Source organism: Psychrobacter sp. Arc9 (genome assembly GCF_041431295.1).
Taxonomy (GTDB): Bacteria; Pseudomonadota; Gammaproteobacteria; order Pseudomonadales; family Moraxellaceae; genus Psychrobacter.
The window spans coordinates 22,524-41,683 of record NZ_JASMRK010000026.1 but is presented as its reverse complement, the minus strand read 5'-3'; the positions used below and the strand labels follow the sequence as shown (position 1 = coordinate 41,683).

The following is a 19,160-nucleotide window of genomic DNA, read 5'->3' as shown; positions in this document are numbered from 1 at the left end:
TGGTTTGACTCTTATCGTCAGGCTGCGTAATCAAAATCTCCCAAGTTTAAGTCTACGGGATTGACGGCAGGGGTCAAGATGAGTTTAAAGGGTTTCAGACTTATTTTATAGAGAGAAATCGTAGTAAAAAAGAAGGGAAATATTTATTTGCACTTGAGGGGATGTTGACTCCATTAGATCGAGGTAATGTGGATCGAGTATTTAAAAAGGTCATTGGCCCCCACTACCAACACTTGGTATTACATAGCTTTCGCCATAATGCTATTTCTAATATGGCAGTAATACTGAGATGTCGTCAAGAAATTTTAAATATCTTTACTGATTATACCGAAGATGAGGCCAAGCGTATCGGAGAGGATTTGTTAGGAAAAATGCGTATTAAATCTGGTCATCATTGGGATGCTTTAATGGAGTTTGCGGGACATGCTGACCTAGATACTACTTTTAGCTCATACGTACATACTGTAGATATCATCTCAGCACATTTACTTAACCAGGCGCTTACGAAACTGCCTGTTGATGTCGTTATGAAACTTACAAATAAAGCACGTCGAAGTTTTAATCAACATAATCCAAAAGCCTTAAATTTTGAACAGAATAGTATTGATCTGACAAAAATCCGCGAGTTTATCAATCGTGAGTTAAACATCAGAAAGCTTGATAACAATAAGCAATATTTTTCTACATCAAATATAGAAGAAGAGAGTATCGATATTTCACCTATTTTTGGTAGGTATGAGCGTTGGCAGATTGAAGAGTTTTTAAGTGAGATTGAGGCAGGTAAAACGGTGTCTGAAGCTGCCCAATATCATTTTGTATATGAAGATGCAGTTAGGCTATATGATCGAGCGCTATTTCTAGCAGCTGATGAGCATGGCAAGGCTCATTATAAATTAATATCTAAGTACAAACAGCCAAAGTCAGGGCATCTATTGATAGCACCAACGCTGCCAACCATTGCTAAAGAGCAGCAACTCGTGCAGGAAAGCTTTATTAAGTTAGAAAATCTATATCTCAAACAGCCGACGAAAGAGCATGTTCAACGTATGCTTTCAATTTTCTATAAAAAGGCTAACTCATCACATAGCGACCTTCGTTTTGCATTTAAGGAAAAGAAGGTTTTCTACGACTATTTGGATATCGCCATAAAAATACTACCTGCTAGATACTGGCGTATAAATATCAGTTCTTACCAGATGAAGCAAATAACAAAACCTAAAAAAGAGGAGTTAAGGTATCAGAAAATAATGAATGAAGAAAAAAAGCTAGAAATAACGACAGAGTTCAAAGCTGACTATCGTCAATTATCAAAAAATTTCACTAATGACGATTATTATAGTGGTTATTCATTGTCAGTAATCAATCCTAAAGAAGAAGAGATAATTCACGCTACGAACAATGAAGCTACCCGTGCATCGTCATCACTAATGAAGTATGTGATGCATTTACTGCTGATTGTGGATGTAAATTTTGAGCTAGTTAGATAACAAGAAACCAACTAAACAAGATAATTTTGATGAAAAGTGTCCAGATTGGAGTAATGGACCGTCTGGACTATATCGAAGGTTCAACTTTCTGAGAGAATACGAAAATATCGGGGCGGTTCAGTTTAGTAAGCGCACTATTAGAGAATACCTTGAGTATTAGAACTGACTTTTATCTATTGGCATAGTCTGTAAATTGCCATCAACTACCTGATATAGCGTAACCGTATATCCTGATATTTGATTGCCTGTATCGGTAAAGTTAAAAGTTTCATCAGCTTGAAAAAAGCTTTCTCTACCAAAGTACACATCGTTCTGTTCACCATACCATGTATCACCTGATGTGTATTTAATTAGGTAACCTCCCAAAGGTACTTCTACAGAGATTGTATCTCCGCCATGAATGTACATAGTCATTGTATGATCACGATTAGCTATACTTTCTAACTTAACATAATAATCTGACCCTGGCTAAGTTTTTATTTCTAGTGGAGCTATTGAATCCTGACCTCCAAGTCTTTCTTCATAAACACCGCTTGATGGTCTTGATGCAGGCTGAGCTTCTACGATCTTAGATTCTTGTTGGATGCTGTTTGAGCTGTTGTTACCTTCGCAACCAACAAGTAGTGAAACAACTAATAATGCAATTAAAATTTTCATCTTTTACCTATAAGAAAGGATAGTAATAAAACATATTAGAGATGCCTAACCGTCTCTTACCATCTAATTTTAAAGAAATGATCTAATATAGTTAAGTTCTTATAGAATCGATACAGCGCATATTATAGAGTAGCTTGATTAAGTTATTCTCCATCCATCCTTGGGGTAGAGACTTAGCTTGTGCCCACTTCTTTTCCTCCTAGGCTTCTAACCAACTTAGGATCTATACCTTTTTTTTGACTTTAAGATACAAGGGGCTCCTATTTAATACAATTGGTTATGTGTCATCTTTAAGTTTGAAGAGCAGAGTTATGATAGTCTAATCCCGTCATGCCTTGCTGCCTTTACCTGACTCAAATGAACGGCCTCCGATATAGTCGAGGTGGCTCAATTATATTCCACCATATTTTCTGTTAAATTCTGCGTCACTCATTAGTAGTAATATAACAAACTCAATGAATGCAATGATTGCAGGGATAAAAGTCCAACAGAATAGTAAATAAATAATACCCATTCCAATTTGACCCAGATAAAACTTGTGTATTCCAAGGCCACCAAGGAAAAAAGCTAATACAGCTGCTATTACTTTACTTTTACCATTCTGTGCTGATACAAATCCGTTTGACACTGCCATCTGCCTAACGCCACACTTAGGACAAATCTCAGCTTTCACGTTGATATTAGCTGCACAATCGCTACAAAACTTTTCGTTTTCATTTTTAAATCTTTGAGCAGCTACATTGTTCATAAATACATTCCCTAAATAAAAAGATAGTTCTTTATTGTCATAGATTATAAAAAAATTCAAAAACTATTTTTACGTCAATACACTCTAAAAACGAATGCGAAAAATTAAGTCATTGACCATTTTATACTGGTGTTTTTGTTAGTTATTCTTAAAAAATTCTTTCAAAAATATAAATATCCAATTAATGACTATCTCTTAGCTCAGCAATTTTAGGGCGCTGAAAATTACTGAGTCGAGTTTAAGTATCAGTTAAAGGATAAGAAATATTCTATTTTTATATAATGTTGACTTGTCAATACTTAACTTTAAGTTCCTGGAAAATTACATTTTGTTAATATTATGCACTTTTGTTGAAAAATAGCAACTAGTACTACTGAACTTATTAATTCAAATAATTATAAAACAAATATCGGGGAACTATAGTAAAAAATACTTTAATCAAGTAGAATTGCACGATATCTATGTACGGATCGAGTAATTTAAGGTCGCAAAATTGTTTCAAAAGTTACAGCTGCACAGGTCAACCGAAATAATAGGGTTTTTTTGCCCTTGAGATTGTAGTTCGATAATAGTTGTTATTACTCAACTTTTAATATGAATTTTTCGCACCAGATTGCAACATATAACTATTAGCAACTTTATCTACCAGCTGCCACGTAATCTCTACTCGTTTATTGCATAACTTACTATTTGACGATATTTATCGTCTCGAGGATTTCATGAATAAGTCAGTAATAAAAACCATTTTGATCACTGGTGTTATTGTCGCTATTGTAAGCGGCTTGATGATTTTAGAGATGAATGAGTTAGCGCCTGCATTTAAGCAGACTGGCCAATTAGCTTTTTATGTCGCTATTACTTTTATATCTATTTTTATCAGCGTAGTTTTTGCAGCGATACTGTTTCATCGCAATCGGCGTAATCCTCGCATTACAGTCAAGCGCGCCAAGCTGGTTTATGCCGGTTATGCCGCTGGTATTGCTGCGCTACTCTTTATATTGCCAAACTTTTTGCTTAAAAAGTCAGCTGCTTCATGTATCAAGCCAAATATCTATGCCGTGATATCAGATCCTTTGAATATAAAAGTCTGTATGAATATTAAGTCAGTGTTATTTACTAAGTTTTTACCTTTCACCACGCCGCTATTTTTGGGTAACCTGATAGTGAGTGCCTTAGTCGTTATGATGATGAGCATACTTATTTATCTACTGGTCACTGCTAAATTCTTATACGGCAATAATAGATAGCTATGATTGATAGGCTAGGCACATTATAAGTGAGCCACTGCTATCAATACGGCTTTTGCGCCAAAAAGCATCCGTATCATTCTTTTATCTGATAAAAATATTATATTGTCTAAATTTAGCAGGAGTTTGCCGTGTCAAATGTACTTATTGGGGTTGGTGGTTCAGGTCAGCATATTATTCACGCCTATTTGCGCGTGTTAGCATTAGGCAACGCCGGAGCGGTAGAGGTTCCTCACGTTTATATTATCGATGCTGATGCACAATCGCAACAGATTGCTAATCGCCGTAGCCAGCTAGTACCCGATATCCAAAGTCTGCATGAGTATCTACGCCATAGAGGCATCGATAATAAAACTCGAGAGGCTAATTTTGATATTATTCGCCCTTATAGCCAGAGTCTATCTTCTAGTAGTGAATTGACTGTCAAAAACGTACTATTGGCACAAAAGAGTAAGACGACGGAGGAGATTCAAGCCTTTTTTTATGAGAAGGACTTAAACATCAAAGTCTCAGAGGGTATGCATGCCAATCCAAAAGTAGGCTCAACTATTTTTGGTGAAAAGCTTGGACGAGTACTTGATGGTAGTGGCAAAGTAAATACGGCTAATAAGGCGCTTCTCCAGCAAGAGTTCTTATCGTTATTTGATGATGATGTGACAGGTATTAATACGGCAGGTTGTAATATTGTCATCGTCGGCTCAGTATTTGGCGGTACAGGTAGTGGTATTATTCCGACTTTGGCGCGAACCTTTAATGAGATTATTAATAGTTCAGGATCAGGCAGTACTGTCAATTTGGCTACGGTTGCCACGCTTCCTTGGTTCCAGCTAAAACCGGGTGAAGATGGCTCGACGGGAAGCGCGTTTGATACAGGTAAATTAAAACGTAATACTGCTTTTGCGCTGCGAAACTTCCAACATGAGTTGCAGTCTAATAGTAATAATGCCGTTAGCTCTATTTTTATTCAGTCAGGAAGTATGTGGCAAGGTATTCAGCGGCCAAGTGCCGGCGATTTTGACCAACCTGAACATACGCACGTGGTCAACTTATTAGCCGCAAATGCAGTACAGCATAGCTTTGCGCGTCACTTTGCGCCAAATGAGCTATATATGCCGATGACTCAGCTGTCTCATGAGATACGCCAAGGTCAGTTTCATCCGCATACTTCGGCAGCTCTACAATTTAAGGATTTCTCAAAAGACCAAGACGTTGCCAGTCTTTGGATGTTGTTGATTAAAAACGCTTTAAGCATCCTAGTGATGCAAGCCTTTATAGAAGTGCTTAATGGCTACTCTGAGGGTAGCATTAATCATACGGTATTAGGGGATTCAGCCGCGCAGTATGATACGGTTCATAAGCTGCTCGAAGAGATTAGCCAGCGCTTTGGTGTGAGCCATGAGAGCAAAAAAGCATGGTTCGGCCTGAAATCTGTGACTTTTGTACCCAAGGTCGTCGCAACAAATCTAAAAGATGCCTTAGCTTTTGAGCAAAAAGAATATCAGAGTAGCTTAACTTGGTTGTCTAAGCATGATTATGATAATAATAATGCCTCAGGTATTATTCCTGCATTTAGGGCATATAATAATATTAGTAGCGCTGACAATGCCAATTCATTATGGTCAAAACTGGTTGGCGCAAACGATCAGACAGGCTTTGAAAAAGATGAGCTGTGGCAATCGTGCGCGATGAAAGTCTTAGAAAAAACCATTCTTAATGACCAAGGTGGCATTGATACCACACTGCAAGCTAAGATTAATACTATTGTTGATCAAGGCGGCACGGATGCGAGTAAGTACGCTCAATTGGCTAGCAATATTGGCAGCTTAGTATTCAAAAACCTTAATAAATACGTTAGACCTTCAGAAGAGTTTGGTGAGACCTTTGCAGATTATCGTAATAATGATAATACCGCTCAATCCATCAGCCAAGTCCAATTACAGATGCAACAACAAAAAGGTAATATTGCTCATTACGGTGCGATGGATTGGGACTTGCAGTTAGCAGGGGATGTAGCTGCCTTGGATATTATGGATATAGAACATCCTAAGACACTGCGTTGGTTGGATGCCTTGTCGCCTACATCAACGACTGCCAATCTTATCAATACGATTCAGTTAGATGAGAGTATTGCGCAAGGTGTCCCTAATATCTTGGCGGCATTTTTATTACAGAAGTGGCGACTACAGATTCAAAGTGATATTACTGTCTCGCAGTTATTAGAGCAAAATCAAACCGACTATTACAAGATAGTGGCTAATAAATTCCAAAGTACCGATCAGGGTTTGTATTTATATGCTCAGCGTGTGATTGAAGCGGCGTTTTGGTTACTTATTAGCGGCTCGACAGAGGTGATTTATACTAGTATTGCACTAGACGATAATAATGCCTATCACCGTTGGCTCAAGCGTGAGCTTTTGACCCAAAATTGGTCAGACAGTGAGCTTGGTATGATAGTGACTAATGACTCAGAGCGCACACCATTATTTTTATGGAACGGCTATTACTGGTGCTTGGCGGCAAACAACACCGCTCAAGAGTACTTTGCTGGCTTGCTACAAAGCATGCAACTACCAAGTCTGCGTTACCGATATGCTGATCTGTTTTCACGCAAAACAAGCGGCGATAAAAATAAAATCAGCTCGTTAGATAAGTTCTTTGCCGGGCAGTTAAGTGTGCTAAAGACAAGACTAAAAAATAGCCCAAGCGCTAATAAAAATGCCCATGAAAACTTATTGTTAACGGCTTTGACAGGTATCTTGACTGACTTGCCGCCACCAGCGCCACCGAGTGTCGTTGAGCCTATGAATCCTGCGCTCAACTTAGGCTGTCGTAATGTTGTGACACTTAGCGAGATAGGTACTTCTAAGTCTGTAGTCAAAACCAGTAGCTATTTAATTAAAAATCCGCAAGTGGTCATGTTAGATAAACTGCCAGACAATAACGGTAACGTGGTCAATATTGAGCAATTTTTACCCGTCAAAAAAGAATATTGGTTGGACTCTGAAGTAATCGCTCATTTATCTGACAATAGTGAGGCTGTCCATACCCGAGTCAAATTCAATGGTGAAAGCAATAATGAGTGCTCAGTACAATATACTAAACTATATGTGCCAGATCTAGGCTGGATGGAATTTCCCTATGGAAATGATAGTAATCAAACCACTATTGCGATCACTCCTTATGATTTAGCATTTGGTGTTGGCGTTTGGCCGAATTTTAAAGTTGAAGGTTGGCGATACTACTTTATCACTGTGGATATCGAAAAGCGTAACGTCTATGAAGATTTAGCCAACAAGCTTCACACTACTTTAGGCTCAGATAAAATGACCGTCACGGTCTATTCTCAAGACTTAACAGAATCTAAAGTGTTTGGCTTTGATGCTATTCCCTTAAAAGTTGACTTTGTCCCTGCCATCATAGAGCTGTCTTGTGGCGATACTGTCATTGCGACCCAGCCAGTTATATTGAATGATAATCTAAAGTCAGGCAGTAGCCATATTAGATGTATTGGTTTGGATTTTGGTACGTCTAATACCTGTATGGCAAAAGCACATAAAGACCAAGGACAAGTGAAGCGCGAAAACCTGAATCTTGCCAATACTGCTGAGGAACCTAGAATGGAATGGTTGGTCTATTCAGAAGCCGATGATATCAAAGGTCAAGAAGAATGGCTAAAAAACCGCAGCGCATATTACTTACAGCGCCAAGCGAATGTAAGCAAGGGTGCCAGTTATACCATCCCTAGCGAGGTTTTATTAGGCTTAAGTAATCGTACCAACCCTGATGGTAGTAATCAGACTGACGTGCAGCTAAAGGCTATGAAGGAAGGTGCTGATAAAGGCAAAGTGCTTATCAACGGTCTTAACCTGAATGCACCTATTTTTACCCCTTTATGTAGTGACTTTTTAGGGGTTTCAAACTCAGATGATGAGCGTATTAGGTTCTTTAATAGCTTGCTTGAGACCAATGACATTCAGCGTATTTATGGCAATATTAAGTGGCCACAAGAGACGAGCGGCAGTGATTACCCTTTATCTAGTAGACTGCGCTCGATATATATCGAGCAGATGTTGATTGGGGTATTTGCCCGCTTAAGGTTCTCTGGGGTTACGGATATGGACTATGTATATGTCACGCGCCCTGATGCCTTTATGTTTGAAAATACTACCTTTGCCAATACTTACGCACGTGATATGAAAACCATATTGGCCAAGTTAGCAGATAGTACGGGAGTTGCTATTAAAGAGCCTGAGGTTATAGAAGTATCCGAGACCGAAGCAGCGCTACAGATGTCGATGATTAATCCCAATGAGTCTTATGTCATTATTGATATGGGCGGTGGCACGACAGACATTGATATTGAGCTGTCATATGAGGACTATGATAAGGCGATACAGCGCTTAAAATACTCAAGCAGTATTAAATGGGCAGGGAATGATTTATTAAATGCCATGCTTACGCCAACAAATAGCCCGATTCGCAAGTTCTTAGAGCATAAAATAGACATGAAGTCAGAAGGTGACAATGCAGCATATTATGAGACTTTGTTAGCGTCAGTTATGAAGCTCCAAATTCGTAATGGTATTCGTATCGTTGATGAGCTGCCAAGTGATCCAGGTGAGGTCGCAAAAGTCGCAGAGATGTTCTTTGAGAGTATTTATGAATACATATTTGTAAAAATAAAGCTATTGCTACAGCAGGCAGGCTTTAAATCTATCGATCAGTTAAAGAATCAAAGACTAAATATAGTGCTGCAAGGTAATGGCTTTAAGCTGAGTGACTACTTTAGCCATGACACTCACCCACATCCTACTATTAGCCAAGGTCATTATGCACCAAGAGTCTGGGAGACAGTCTTTGCTGACTTTATGGGTTGGGATGAGATAGAGCTTAATGTTAGCTATAGTGAAAACAGCAAAGAAAGTATGATTCGTGATGGTGCGGGTGGTATTGCAGATCAAATGTATGATAATGAAGACAGTAGTCCTTTAGAACATCCTAAAATGCTCTATCCGCCTAATATGTTTGATAAGAATACTACAGATAGCCCAATATTGGTTGATTACGATAAAGACGTGAGCGTTCCGCGTCTTAATGACAATCTACTCGATAAAGAAAACTTACTGCCAGTGTTAGAAACACTCTTTCCTTATACCGAAAGGTATTGGAATACTGATGTCGAAAAAGTAGCGTACCTGTTTATCAATAATAAATACGGCAATAAGAATTTTTATGATGTCAATGCCATGTATTTGAATGGGTCAGGTAGCGGTACGGATCGCTGGACTTTCAATTTAGCAATGATGCAGAAGTTACAGGGTAACTAGGAATAGTGTTATGAAAAACAATATTGGTAACTCTGAGGGTGTTATGCTAAAAAATTTGGTAAAAACTAAGGTTGTTATCTCGCTTAGCTTGGGCGCATTATTATTGCCTTTATCAGCTATAGCAGAAACAAATGAGCTGCCAACAGAAACTTATGCAGAAAATATTACTGATAGCTCTAAAAGTAAGGTTAATGAACTTACTAATGAAAATCTGAGCTTAAAAAAGGGAGAGTTATCGAATAGCGCTACCTCAGACCCTGTAATGACTGATTTGAATTCTAATAGTAATGAAAGCACACAAAACAATGATACAGCCACTACGAGCGTTCCAACGCAGGAGCCGAGTGAGGATGCTAAGCCTAACGATGGTAATAACGCTGCCAGTACTACGAAAGCTTTGGATAGCGTCAATGAGCTTGACTCTGCTAACACCGAAGAAAAAGCTATAGAACAACAACCAGAAATTGCTAAAGAAATGCCATTTTGGCAGAACACTGATTATCTGTTAATTGGTGGATTAGCTTTACTGCTTTTGGGAGGAGGGTTATTACTTTTTAGAAAAATCAGTAGTCTTAATGCTGAGAATCGAAATTTAAACCAAAAGCAAAAAATGTTGAGCAGTAATTTAGCTGGTACTAAGAAAGAATTAGCACAAGCTAAAATTAAGAATGCAGAGCTCGAAGCTAATCTTAACCAACAGCTTGCTATGCATACTGAGGTTGATGATAGTACTAGCGTTGCTCTTGGTGCTGTGTTACCCGTTATTGATGAGCTCATGGTGGAACCCGACATTGAAGACCTTAATGCAGCAGATCTTCAGCAGCTGTCTGATAGTATCACTACCTGGTTTAAAACAAATCGTGGCAACACCGAAGTTCGCGAACTCGTTCCTAATGATATTCAGCATAAGCTTGATCATCTCAGCTATAAGATTGAATTATGGGTAGGGAGTGATGGTGTTGATTCTGTTGAGCTGGCGTCAAATACCATGCGGGCCGCTGTAATTAGCTTGACTAAGCCTGATAGACAGGGCTTTGCTTATTGTTATAAAAAGCCAAACTCGTTATCTGCAGTTTGGGTTAATAAAGCTTGGTATCAAGCCCAGCGCACGGAGCGTTCACTTGAGGTAATCGGAAAGCCCTTGGAGAGTAATTAATGCGATTATATCAATTAACGTCTACTCGTGGTGTTAGTGCAGCGCTATTCATTGCAATGCTGGCAAGCTCCTTGGTGGGCTGTGGTGATGAGCCTGACGTAATTGTGCCTGCAGAGCCTAAAGCAAAAGTCAGTGCTAAGCCTAACGTAATGCCACCGTTGAACTTGGATATATTGCCCAAAAATAATAGCCCATCACCGATTGATTATATTATCGATGGCTCAGCAAGCATGTGTGGATATTTTAATGCTGAACTGAATACTACTGAGAATACGCTACCTATTACTAAGCTAGTGCAGTCAATTCAATCAGTACTTAGAACGGATGATCGGCTATTAATATTTATGCAGGAAGAGTCATCAGATAAGGCGGTTTATATACCTTTTAAGACTTTTGAAAACCAATTGATGCAAGGTAAGTGCGATCTTAATGGTCAATATACTGAGCTGGGTTTGATTCTGCAAGACTATAGAGAGCAGCCAGAGCTTCAGGAGAGATCTGTTGCCATAGTATCTGATATGCACTTTTTGCCAGCAGAAAGAACGAGCTTTGAAAATCAATATGATGCTTTTTTGAGTGCTTATGTCAATACTGAAAATTCAGGTTCTGCACTATCTAATGGAATAGTTTCGCTACGTGCCCCCTTTGTAGGAACTTATTACACGGTAAATAATGCAACTAAAACGCTTGCGCAGACGCAAAAGCATTTACACTTTTTTTGGTTAGCCAAGCAACATTCTAGTGCGCAGCAGATCGAAAAAATCCAACAAACCTTGATTAATGCCCAAAACCAACATTCTAATAGCGTCATCGCGCAAGCTGAGTTCTTACCGCAATTACGGCTTCTGACAGACGATGCCAAAAGCTATGATGCTTTTAGCTCGCCTGCACCCATCATCAGCCCGAAAAATGTGATTGATTTATCTATGGACGAGCTAAAGCCCTTTATCAGCGCCTTTGACCCTAACAGCGCACTCAGTGATGAGCAAAAAGAATGCTACGATGTTAGCTGGGGCGATAAAGACAGCATTATATTTTATCCTTATATCAACCCCAAAACTAATCGTGACAAGGTTTGTGCGGATGGTGCACTTTTCCGCTCCAAAACAGGCAGTACTTTAAGGCTGAATTTACCGCTACAGACAGGCTACAGTATCGTGCCAAAAGCACCCGCAACGGTTGAGGTGATAGATAACTATTTATCTATTCCCATTATAGAAGCAAAAAAAGCATGTATCGGCGTCAGCTCTGGGATGGCGGAGGCACAAAAAAGCGCTCAAGGAATAGACTTGCAATACGCTGCAAGCAGCAGCTCTATCAACACCAGCTACTATACACAATATTCCATCGAGCGAGACGGCTGTAACTCGGATGATGACTGTAGCAACTTAGTTGATAAAACCTTTCAATATAACCAGCTGATATCTAGTCTTGCCAATAAGTCTAAACAACATATTGAAGATCTATATCCGCGCACGATTAATATCAATTTAATTTGTGACCCAAGTATATGACCAGTAATGATGTGTGCGTGTTATGGCAATTATCAGCCAAAAAAAAGCTAGACAGTAATGACTTTGAATGTCGTCTTATTTTAGAGTATAAAGATCGAACGTCAATTGGTGTCATAGATATTAATACTTTAGGTAATAATGAAGAAAGTTGGTTACGTTTAATACGTGAAGAAGCGCCATTTAGTGGTTTTAGTGAGTCTGATATTCCGATTAAATATAATCTATCGTTATTCATTTCCTGTTTCATGGACTTCAATAAGCTACGACAACTACAACCCAAACTAAAGTACGTTTATTTATGGATAGCTGCTAGGCATGTCGAAGTTGGTCTTGAAACGGTATATCCACTCAGCGATCTAAAGGATGTAGAGTCTCGAGCGTCTAATAGAATTTTTGTACAAATGTATCCTAAAATTCCTTCACAAAAATATGTAGATTTAGAAGATGATTTGGGAGGGGTTGAAAACTTTCAGGGGTTATTAGAAAAGATTCAAGGGCAATCTGAACAGACTGTAGGCACTGAAGTACCTGTTTCCATTAAAAAGCCTAAAGCTACTAAAAAACTTACATCTACCCAAGATATTAAGGTGGTAAAGAAATCAGTAGTTACTCAAGAAGTGAAAGCTGCCAAAGAACCTATCATAGAGGCTAAAAGTAGACAAGATATATCCAGTGTCGCTAATAGTTCGGATGGTATTGGCCTAGAGATATTAGGCACAGAAAATGCTGATGTGATATGGGGCATCTTTTCCAAACAAGACCTAGATGACTTGGTAGAGGGTTTTAAAGATTGGGAGAGAGTGCACGGTAAAAACACCTTGCTTGCCAGATTACCCAAAAGCTTAGCAGATAAGATAGGCGGCGAGTTCAACATTGTGTTTTGGACCAGTGGACAAGGTATCAGTAATATGGTGGTGGATGATAGACCACCTAGACATACTATGGTCATGGGTCTTGTAAAGAGCGTTGCTGATAATATCAGCCATGGTATTGGATATTGCATACAGCGACCGACTAGCTTAGATAAAATGTGGACACATCAGAAGTGGCATGCTCTTGAATGCCAAGATAATGACATTTTAAAAGTGACAACAGTAATTTTTTAAACAATCATCACACAATGTAATATGGCTTAATTCTAATGAATAAAAATCTTCAATATACATTAATGAGTTTTACAGGTATTTTTCTCATGATCATTGCCTCAGGAGCTTTTGATTCTGATCCATACTATGATGAGGCATACTATGATGATACTGAGTCAAATGAGCTATATGATATTGGTGAGCCAGGAGAGTCACAGGCAGGGGCCGACGCTGAAGTGGCTGTAGCTGACGCTGAAGCAGATATGCAAGCGGCAGACACTAGTGTAATAGATGAACAGAACATTGAATGGGTAAATGAATTAGCTTTGATAGATGAACAATATCCTAACGATATGGAGCGTTTAGAGCGTTATCAGAGTCTGATAGATAACAATAACAATCCTTATGCGCCAATCTTGCTAGCAAATACAATTGTCAACGTTAAAAATCAATCTAGAAACGTCAGTATATTTGAAGAATGGCTCGATAATTTCAACTTTGATATAGAGTCACTCAATAGCCTTGATAGCTTAGCAAATAGCCAAAATATTAACGCAATGTTTTTATTAGGCACATATTATTATCAAGTGCAGCGTTATGAGCTTTCTAGGAATTGGCTTGAACGAGCAGCAAATCAAGGTCATGCAGGAGCAATGAATCAGCTAGCGTGGATATATAGAGAAGGGCTTGGTGTTAACGAGGATCTTGATTACGCGGTAGTGTGGCATCGTTACTCTGCTGAGGCTAATTATCCCCGTGCTATGACTAACTTAGCTTACCTTTATAGTATCGGTAAAGGCGTTGAAAAAGATTTAGAAACTTCGGCAAGATGGTATAAAAGAGCGGCTGAGTTAAATAGTGCTTCAGGAATTTATGCAGTAGCGGTCTACTACCTAAATGGCACAGGCGGTATGCCAAAAAATGAACAAGAAGGGGTTAGGTTGCTAATGGAGTCTGCAAAGCTTGGACACAAACGAGCCATGTATGCTATAGGCTTGCGCTATGAATATGGTAATGGGTTAGAACAAAATATTGACCAAGCTATGGATTGGTATAGTGAATCTGCAAAGCTTGGTGAGCCTGATGCCGTTGCCGCTATGAACCGCTTGAACTATTAAAATATCTAGGCGCTTAATAATGACGATGAATTACAGTTTATATTTATCGTCGTAACGATTTAGTGCACCTCTTAAGTATCCAGTATTGTAGATAGCTTAATGGCATTAGCCTACTTTGTAGTGAATATAGTTGATTAGGAATTAACCATTAATGAAATTTAATTTATTATTATATGTACCCGCACTGGTCGATAATCTCGATATAGAATACGGTGTCTTTATTCAGCATCATTTGATGGATGATGCTGACATTGAATTGAACTATTTTGATTTTAGTAGGATTAATTCAGAAAACTATGCGCTAGATATAGTCGATAAAAATGAAGTGACTAAAAAGGTAAGAAAAGATTGTCTAGTAGAAGGCTTCACGCTTAACAGTCATTATTCGATAAATTTGGATAAGGGTTTTAATAGAGGTATTAGCAAAGACGAAGTAAGACAGATTTTTATTTGCTTTAAAAGTAACTCAAAACAGCCGATAGATGCTTTTGTTCGTATGACCCATGATGGAGAAACTCATAATTATCATATCAAAGACAATTTAATATTTTTTAAACTTTGGGTCGCGCCAGAGATGGAAGATAGTTCTAATATCGCTTTAAATATCGGTAAAGTTAACTATTCAAGCTTTGAGTATTTTCGTGAAAATATAAAAGAAGAAGTAAATAAGCAGTGGCACTCGATGTTACTTAGGAAAAGAGATATCAGTAAAGAGGAGCTACTAAGGGCTAATAAAGATATTGATGTACAACCAGAGCCTGCTCTGGATCAATCTAACCCAGTTAAGCTTGAAAATATATTCGTACAGCCAGAGGACGTTCCTGATCATGTCAATATTACGTCAATACCAATGCAATCAACGATAACTTCGCAATACAATACAATATCAGCTAATACCAAGAAAGGAACAGATAGTTTTAAGATAATTGCTTATATTCTACTCATTTTGGGCGTGTTATCTATGTTAGGAAAAATATTTGGTGGTAATTAATTGACTTGATTAAGCTAAACACTATGACCTAAATTTGAAACAATGGGTTACAGGACGGAACCCATTGTTTGGAGATGATTTTTACCTACTGAAGTTAGTTTATTGGCGCTTTCTGTTAATAAAGATAGCAACGCTTAGGGCAATTAACAGGCTAATAAGAATAGAAAGTAAGGTTTTATTCTCTAATAAGTTAGACAAGCCGTAACTGGACTTTGTGTCAGATGGCTTTTGGGTTGTGCTTTGTGAGTTCGAATTGACGGCAGTTTTAGTTTCAGCATTAATTTTGGCCTGTACTTTGGCAGCCTCTCTTAGTTTAGAAGTACTGGCCATGAGTCGCTGATATATTTTTTTGCCCGCTTTACCATCGGCCTTAATACCGATATCTACTTGATATTTTTGAATCGTTTGGCGTGTTTTATCTCCAATAATGCCATCGACTTCACCTATATTATAGCCAAGTAAATTTAATGATTCTTGAACCTCGCGAGACTCTTTACGGCTCAAGCCCAGATCGTCAGTTGGCCACGCATTGGCAAAATTCACATCGGTATTTTTTTGTTCAATACGCTGTGATAAATGGGCAATCGCTAGCGCGTAATTTTCTGAGGCATTATAAGCATAAAATGCATCAAAATTACGGCCCACTAAAAATGCGGGCCCTTGTTTACCAGCGGGTAAAAATAAACCTACCGAAGATAAGGTATCAGGTAATGCGCTACCATCTGGCAGAGTAATGCCGATGTTTTTCCAATGTGATACTGATTTTTTATTTTTACGATTGTTTGAAAAGTTCGTATCTGAAGGTAAGCGGACCTCATAGCCCCAAGGTTGGTTACTTTGATAGCCACTACTTTTTAGGAAGTTAGCGGTTGAGGCTAGGGCATCGGCTTGGCTATTAACTAAGTCTCTACGATTGTCGCCATCAAAATCTTGTGCGAGCTGTAAAAAAGTAGAGGGCATAAACTGAGTTTGCCCAAACGCTCCTGCCCATGAACCTTTAAAGTCAGACTTAGTAATATCGCCTTGCTTTAATATTTTTAGAGCACTGACATATTCCCCGCGAAAATAACTTTGACGACGGCCAAAGCAAGATAAGGTCGCTAATGAGTTAATCACATCTTTTTTGCCTAAGGTCGTTCCAAAATCCGATTCTACTCCCCAAACGCCGAGCACATCATAGCGACTGACCCCATAGTGAGCTTCGATTTTTGCTAAGACAGCGGCATAATGCTCACTTGCAGCGATACCGTCAACAACGCGCTCTTTGTCCACTAAGCTGGCTAGGTAATCCCATGGCTCTTTAGAGAATTCTGGCTGATAATTTAGGGCTTCTAATACGCTAGAGTCTACTTCAGTAGGGCGATTCCGAGCAAAAATGTCTTTGACGCTTGCGAATACACCTTTTTGAGCCAAATTGTCTAAACAGGCTGTAAGTTGTTGATTATCAACAGCAGGTCTAATCGGGGTTATGCTGTTCGTGTTAGCTGCATAAGTGCTGCTGGTCACGGCTAGTAGGGATAGTGCTAGTGATAAGCGTGAGATGGTGGGTAAGGTATACAATGGCATTATTAATTACTCAGTAATAATAAACTAAAAAGCCATATATTAGCAGAAACCCAATTACTTTATTCAAAGAGCTTTTGATTTAAACATTATTTAGCTTTTGCAATTTTATGAGACTCTCAAAATATTGAATTTTAAGGATAACGATTGTGCCCATGGCAGAATTCCAGCTCAACTTTTTAAGACGTATTCAGTGGCTGCTTGCATCTAGCTCATATACCTCGACCTATAAATTTGCCTTATTGATGGCAATGGTTAATCTGTCTATAGAGTCTGGAATTAATGATGACAGTGAGCACAGTATTTCTTATGAGCAGTTAGCAGAGCAATTTATACAGCTTTACTGGATACAAGCATTACCATACTCAGATCAAAGTAGTAATTCTGTACTCAGACAAAGCAGTACAACAGGGCAGGCTAGTGTTATTAATAGCATTCTAGATTTGCAGCATAAAACTAAGACAACCAGTCTAGCTATAGCTCACACACAAAATATCAAACTATGGCAATCCACTATCAAAGATATTTCCTCGACTATCAAAAAGTACCCTGCAAGGTATCTGCAAAGTGCGGAGGACAAAGTTAGTCGTGAGTTCTTATATGTTTATGACTCAAAATCCAAGGTAATAACTTTAAAATCTGGTGTTGCATACTGTTTTACACGCTTTGGTAAAATAGTTAACAAGCTGTGTCAGCAATACTGGACAGAGTTCGTACGCAAGAACAGTCGTAATCAAATACATTTTAGTGATGATATTGATTTGCAGCAGTTCTTGTTTAATCAATCGCGCCAAAGTCTAAAAGTATTAATACCTATACTGATTGATACTCAGCAGGGACAGTGCTTCTATTGTCATAAACCCTTGAGAAACAATATCGAAGTTGATCACTTTATTCCTTGGTCGAAATATCCAATTGACACGATGAGCTATGCTGAATAAACCGTACAACTAAACTTGGTAAACTAAGCGTATTAACCGGAGTTTATCATGACCAAGAAAGTAAGAACCTACAGTGACGAATTTAAAGCCGAAGCTGTTAAAAGATAGCAGACAACAACGGCAATATTTCAGCGACCGCAAAGCAGCTTGGCATCGCCATGCAGACCTTAACTAATTGGCACAGTAAAGCCAATCAAGGCAAACTTATCGGCACAGAACAATATGATCCTGAGCTTATGGCAGCTATTCAGGAAATAAAGCAGCTCAAGCGGCAACTTAAAGTGGCTGAAGAGGAGCGCGAGATATTAAAAAAGGCGACGGCGTACTTCGCGAAAAACAGCTAGTCAAGTACGCCTTTATCAAAGACAACCAGCAAGTCTTTAGCATTAGTAGCATGTGCCGCGTACTACAGGTTAAACCCTCAAGCTACTATGACTGGCTAGGTCGTCATATCAGCTGTCAGCAGGTACATCGTAATCAGTGCGAGTTATTGGTTAAAGCCGCGCACAGTGAAACCCTCGAACGCTACGGTTTTGAGCGTCTGCATGCGTATCTAAGCGGACAAGGACATAATATTAGTCTATACATGGTCAGAAGCATCAAAGAAGAATTTGGCATCAAATGCCGTCGTCATAAGCGCTTTAAAGTCACCACTGACTCTAATCATCACAAACTGGTCTATCCAAACGTGCTCGATCAGAAGTTTGACACCAGTCGCCCTAATGAGTCTTGGGTTAGCGATATTACTTATATCTGGACACATGAGGGCTGGCTGTACTTAGCAGGAGTGAAAGATTTATATACCAAAGAGTTGGTCGGTTACGCTATCAACAAACGCATGACTGCTGACTTAGTTTGCAAAGCACTAAATATGGCAATCAAAAACAAACGACCTAATAAAGGGTTAATTGTGCACTCAGACAGAGGTAGTCAATACTGTAGCCATGCGTATCATAAAATCATTAAACAGCACCAGTTTATAGGCTCAATGAGTGGCAAAGGTAATTGCTTTGATAACGCACCCATAGAAAGCTTCTGGGGTACATTAAAGAATGAGCTTGTATACCATCAGGACTATAAAACAAGGTTTACAGCGATCAGCGATAACACACAATATATCGAGCTCTACTACAATCAGACGAGAATTCAAAAGGGTTTAGGCTATAGATCGCCAAGGCAGATGTGGTTTGACTTTTATCATCAGGCTGCGTAATTAAAATCTCCCAAGTTTAACTGTACGGATTTGACGTCAGGGGCCATCAGCGCTGTTAGACAATAAGTTTAACCCGACTAAAACAACAGCTAAATCATCGCAACTACAGCAGT

Annotated in this window: 13 protein-coding genes and 1 pseudogene; 10 read left to right on the top strand and 4 right to left on the bottom strand. The window is 38.9% G+C overall.

The window, feature by feature from the left end; all coding sequences use genetic code 11:
• Positions 1-188: 188 nt before the first annotated feature.
• Complete coding sequence (locus QO187_RS11650) at positions 189-1,487, top strand: hypothetical protein (protein ID WP_371548427.1); 1,299 nt, start codon at positions 189-191, stop codon at positions 1,485-1,487.
• A 156-nt stretch (positions 1,488-1,643) separates the two neighbouring features.
• Here the strand turns inward: QO187_RS11650 and QO187_RS11645 are convergent, their stop codons facing one another.
• The 3 genes from QO187_RS11645 to QO187_RS11635 form a co-directional block, all read right to left on the bottom strand.
• Complete coding sequence (locus tag QO187_RS11645; RefSeq protein ID WP_145990552.1) at positions 1,644-1,901, bottom strand: hypothetical protein; 258 nt, start codon at positions 1,899-1,901, stop codon at positions 1,644-1,646.
• Between the two features lie 54 nt (positions 1,902-1,955).
• A complete protein-coding gene (locus QO187_RS11640) occupies positions 1,956-2,144 on the bottom strand; it encodes a hypothetical protein (RefSeq protein ID WP_102094214.1) in 189 nt (62 codons plus the stop codon).
• 391 nt (positions 2,145-2,535) lie between these two features.
• Positions 2,536-2,892 (bottom strand): TM2 domain-containing protein, encoded by a 357-nt coding sequence (locus QO187_RS11635; RefSeq protein WP_102094215.1) that lies wholly within the window; start codon positions 2,890-2,892, stop codon positions 2,536-2,538.
• A gap of 719 nt (positions 2,893-3,611) precedes the next feature.
• Here QO187_RS11635 and QO187_RS11630 point away from each other — a divergent pair.
• The 7 genes from QO187_RS11630 (at position 3,612) to QO187_RS11600 (ending at position 15,330) form a co-directional block, all read left to right on the top strand.
• Positions 3,612-4,139 carry a hypothetical protein gene (locus QO187_RS11630; protein WP_102094217.1) on the top strand — a complete coding sequence of 176 codons (528 nt, stop codon included), beginning with the start codon at positions 3,612-3,614 and terminating at the stop codon, positions 4,137-4,139.
• Positions 4,140-4,270: 131 nt separating this feature from the next.
• Positions 4,271-9,466, top strand: a complete 5,196-nt coding sequence (locus QO187_RS11625; protein WP_102094218.1) for a tubulin-like doman-containing protein — start codon at positions 4,271-4,273, stop codon at positions 9,464-9,466.
• A gap of 10 nt (positions 9,467-9,476) precedes the next feature.
• Positions 9,477-10,622, top strand: a complete 1,146-nt coding sequence (locus tag QO187_RS11620) for a hypothetical protein (protein ID WP_102094220.1) — start codon at positions 9,477-9,479, stop codon at positions 10,620-10,622.
• Positions 10,622-12,136, top strand: a complete 1,515-nt coding sequence (locus QO187_RS11615; RefSeq protein WP_102094222.1) for a hypothetical protein — start codon at positions 10,622-10,624, stop codon at positions 12,134-12,136. The genes QO187_RS11620 and QO187_RS11615 overlap by 1 nt, the downstream gene beginning before the upstream one ends.
• On the top strand, positions 12,133-13,242 hold the full coding sequence (locus tag QO187_RS11610; protein WP_102094223.1) for a hypothetical protein: 1,110 nt from the start codon (positions 12,133-12,135) through the stop codon (positions 13,240-13,242). Before QO187_RS11615 ends, QO187_RS11610 begins: the two co-directional genes overlap by 4 nt.
• A gap of 86 nt (positions 13,243-13,328) precedes the next feature.
• Positions 13,329-14,339 (top strand): tetratricopeptide repeat protein, encoded by a 1,011-nt coding sequence (locus tag QO187_RS11605; protein ID WP_185156641.1) that lies wholly within the window; start codon positions 13,329-13,331, stop codon positions 14,337-14,339.
• A gap of 151 nt (positions 14,340-14,490) precedes the next feature.
• The gene (locus QO187_RS11600) at positions 14,491-15,330 is read left to right on the top strand and encodes a hypothetical protein (protein WP_102094226.1); all 840 of its coding nucleotides are present in this window, start codon (positions 14,491-14,493) and stop codon (positions 15,328-15,330) included.
• 99 nt (positions 15,331-15,429) lie between these two features.
• Here QO187_RS11600 and QO187_RS11595 read toward each other — a convergent pair whose 3' ends face one another.
• On the bottom strand, positions 15,430-16,896 hold the full coding sequence (locus QO187_RS11595; RefSeq protein WP_102094228.1) for a lytic murein transglycosylase: 1,467 nt from the start codon (positions 16,894-16,896) through the stop codon (positions 15,430-15,432).
• 152 nt (positions 16,897-17,048) lie between these two features.
• Here QO187_RS11595 and QO187_RS11590 point away from each other — a divergent pair, with 152 nt between their 5' ends.
• Together QO187_RS11590 and QO187_RS11585 are read left to right on the top strand one after the other, a co-directional pair.
• Positions 17,049-17,834: an HNH endonuclease gene (locus QO187_RS11590; protein ID WP_185156642.1), complete on the top strand. Its 786-nt coding sequence runs from the start codon at positions 17,049-17,051 to the stop codon at positions 17,832-17,834.
• A 48-nt stretch (positions 17,835-17,882) separates the two neighbouring features.
• Positions 17,883-19,047, top strand: a pseudogene (locus QO187_RS11585) (IS3 family transposase).
• Positions 19,048-19,160: the final 113 nt, after the last annotated feature.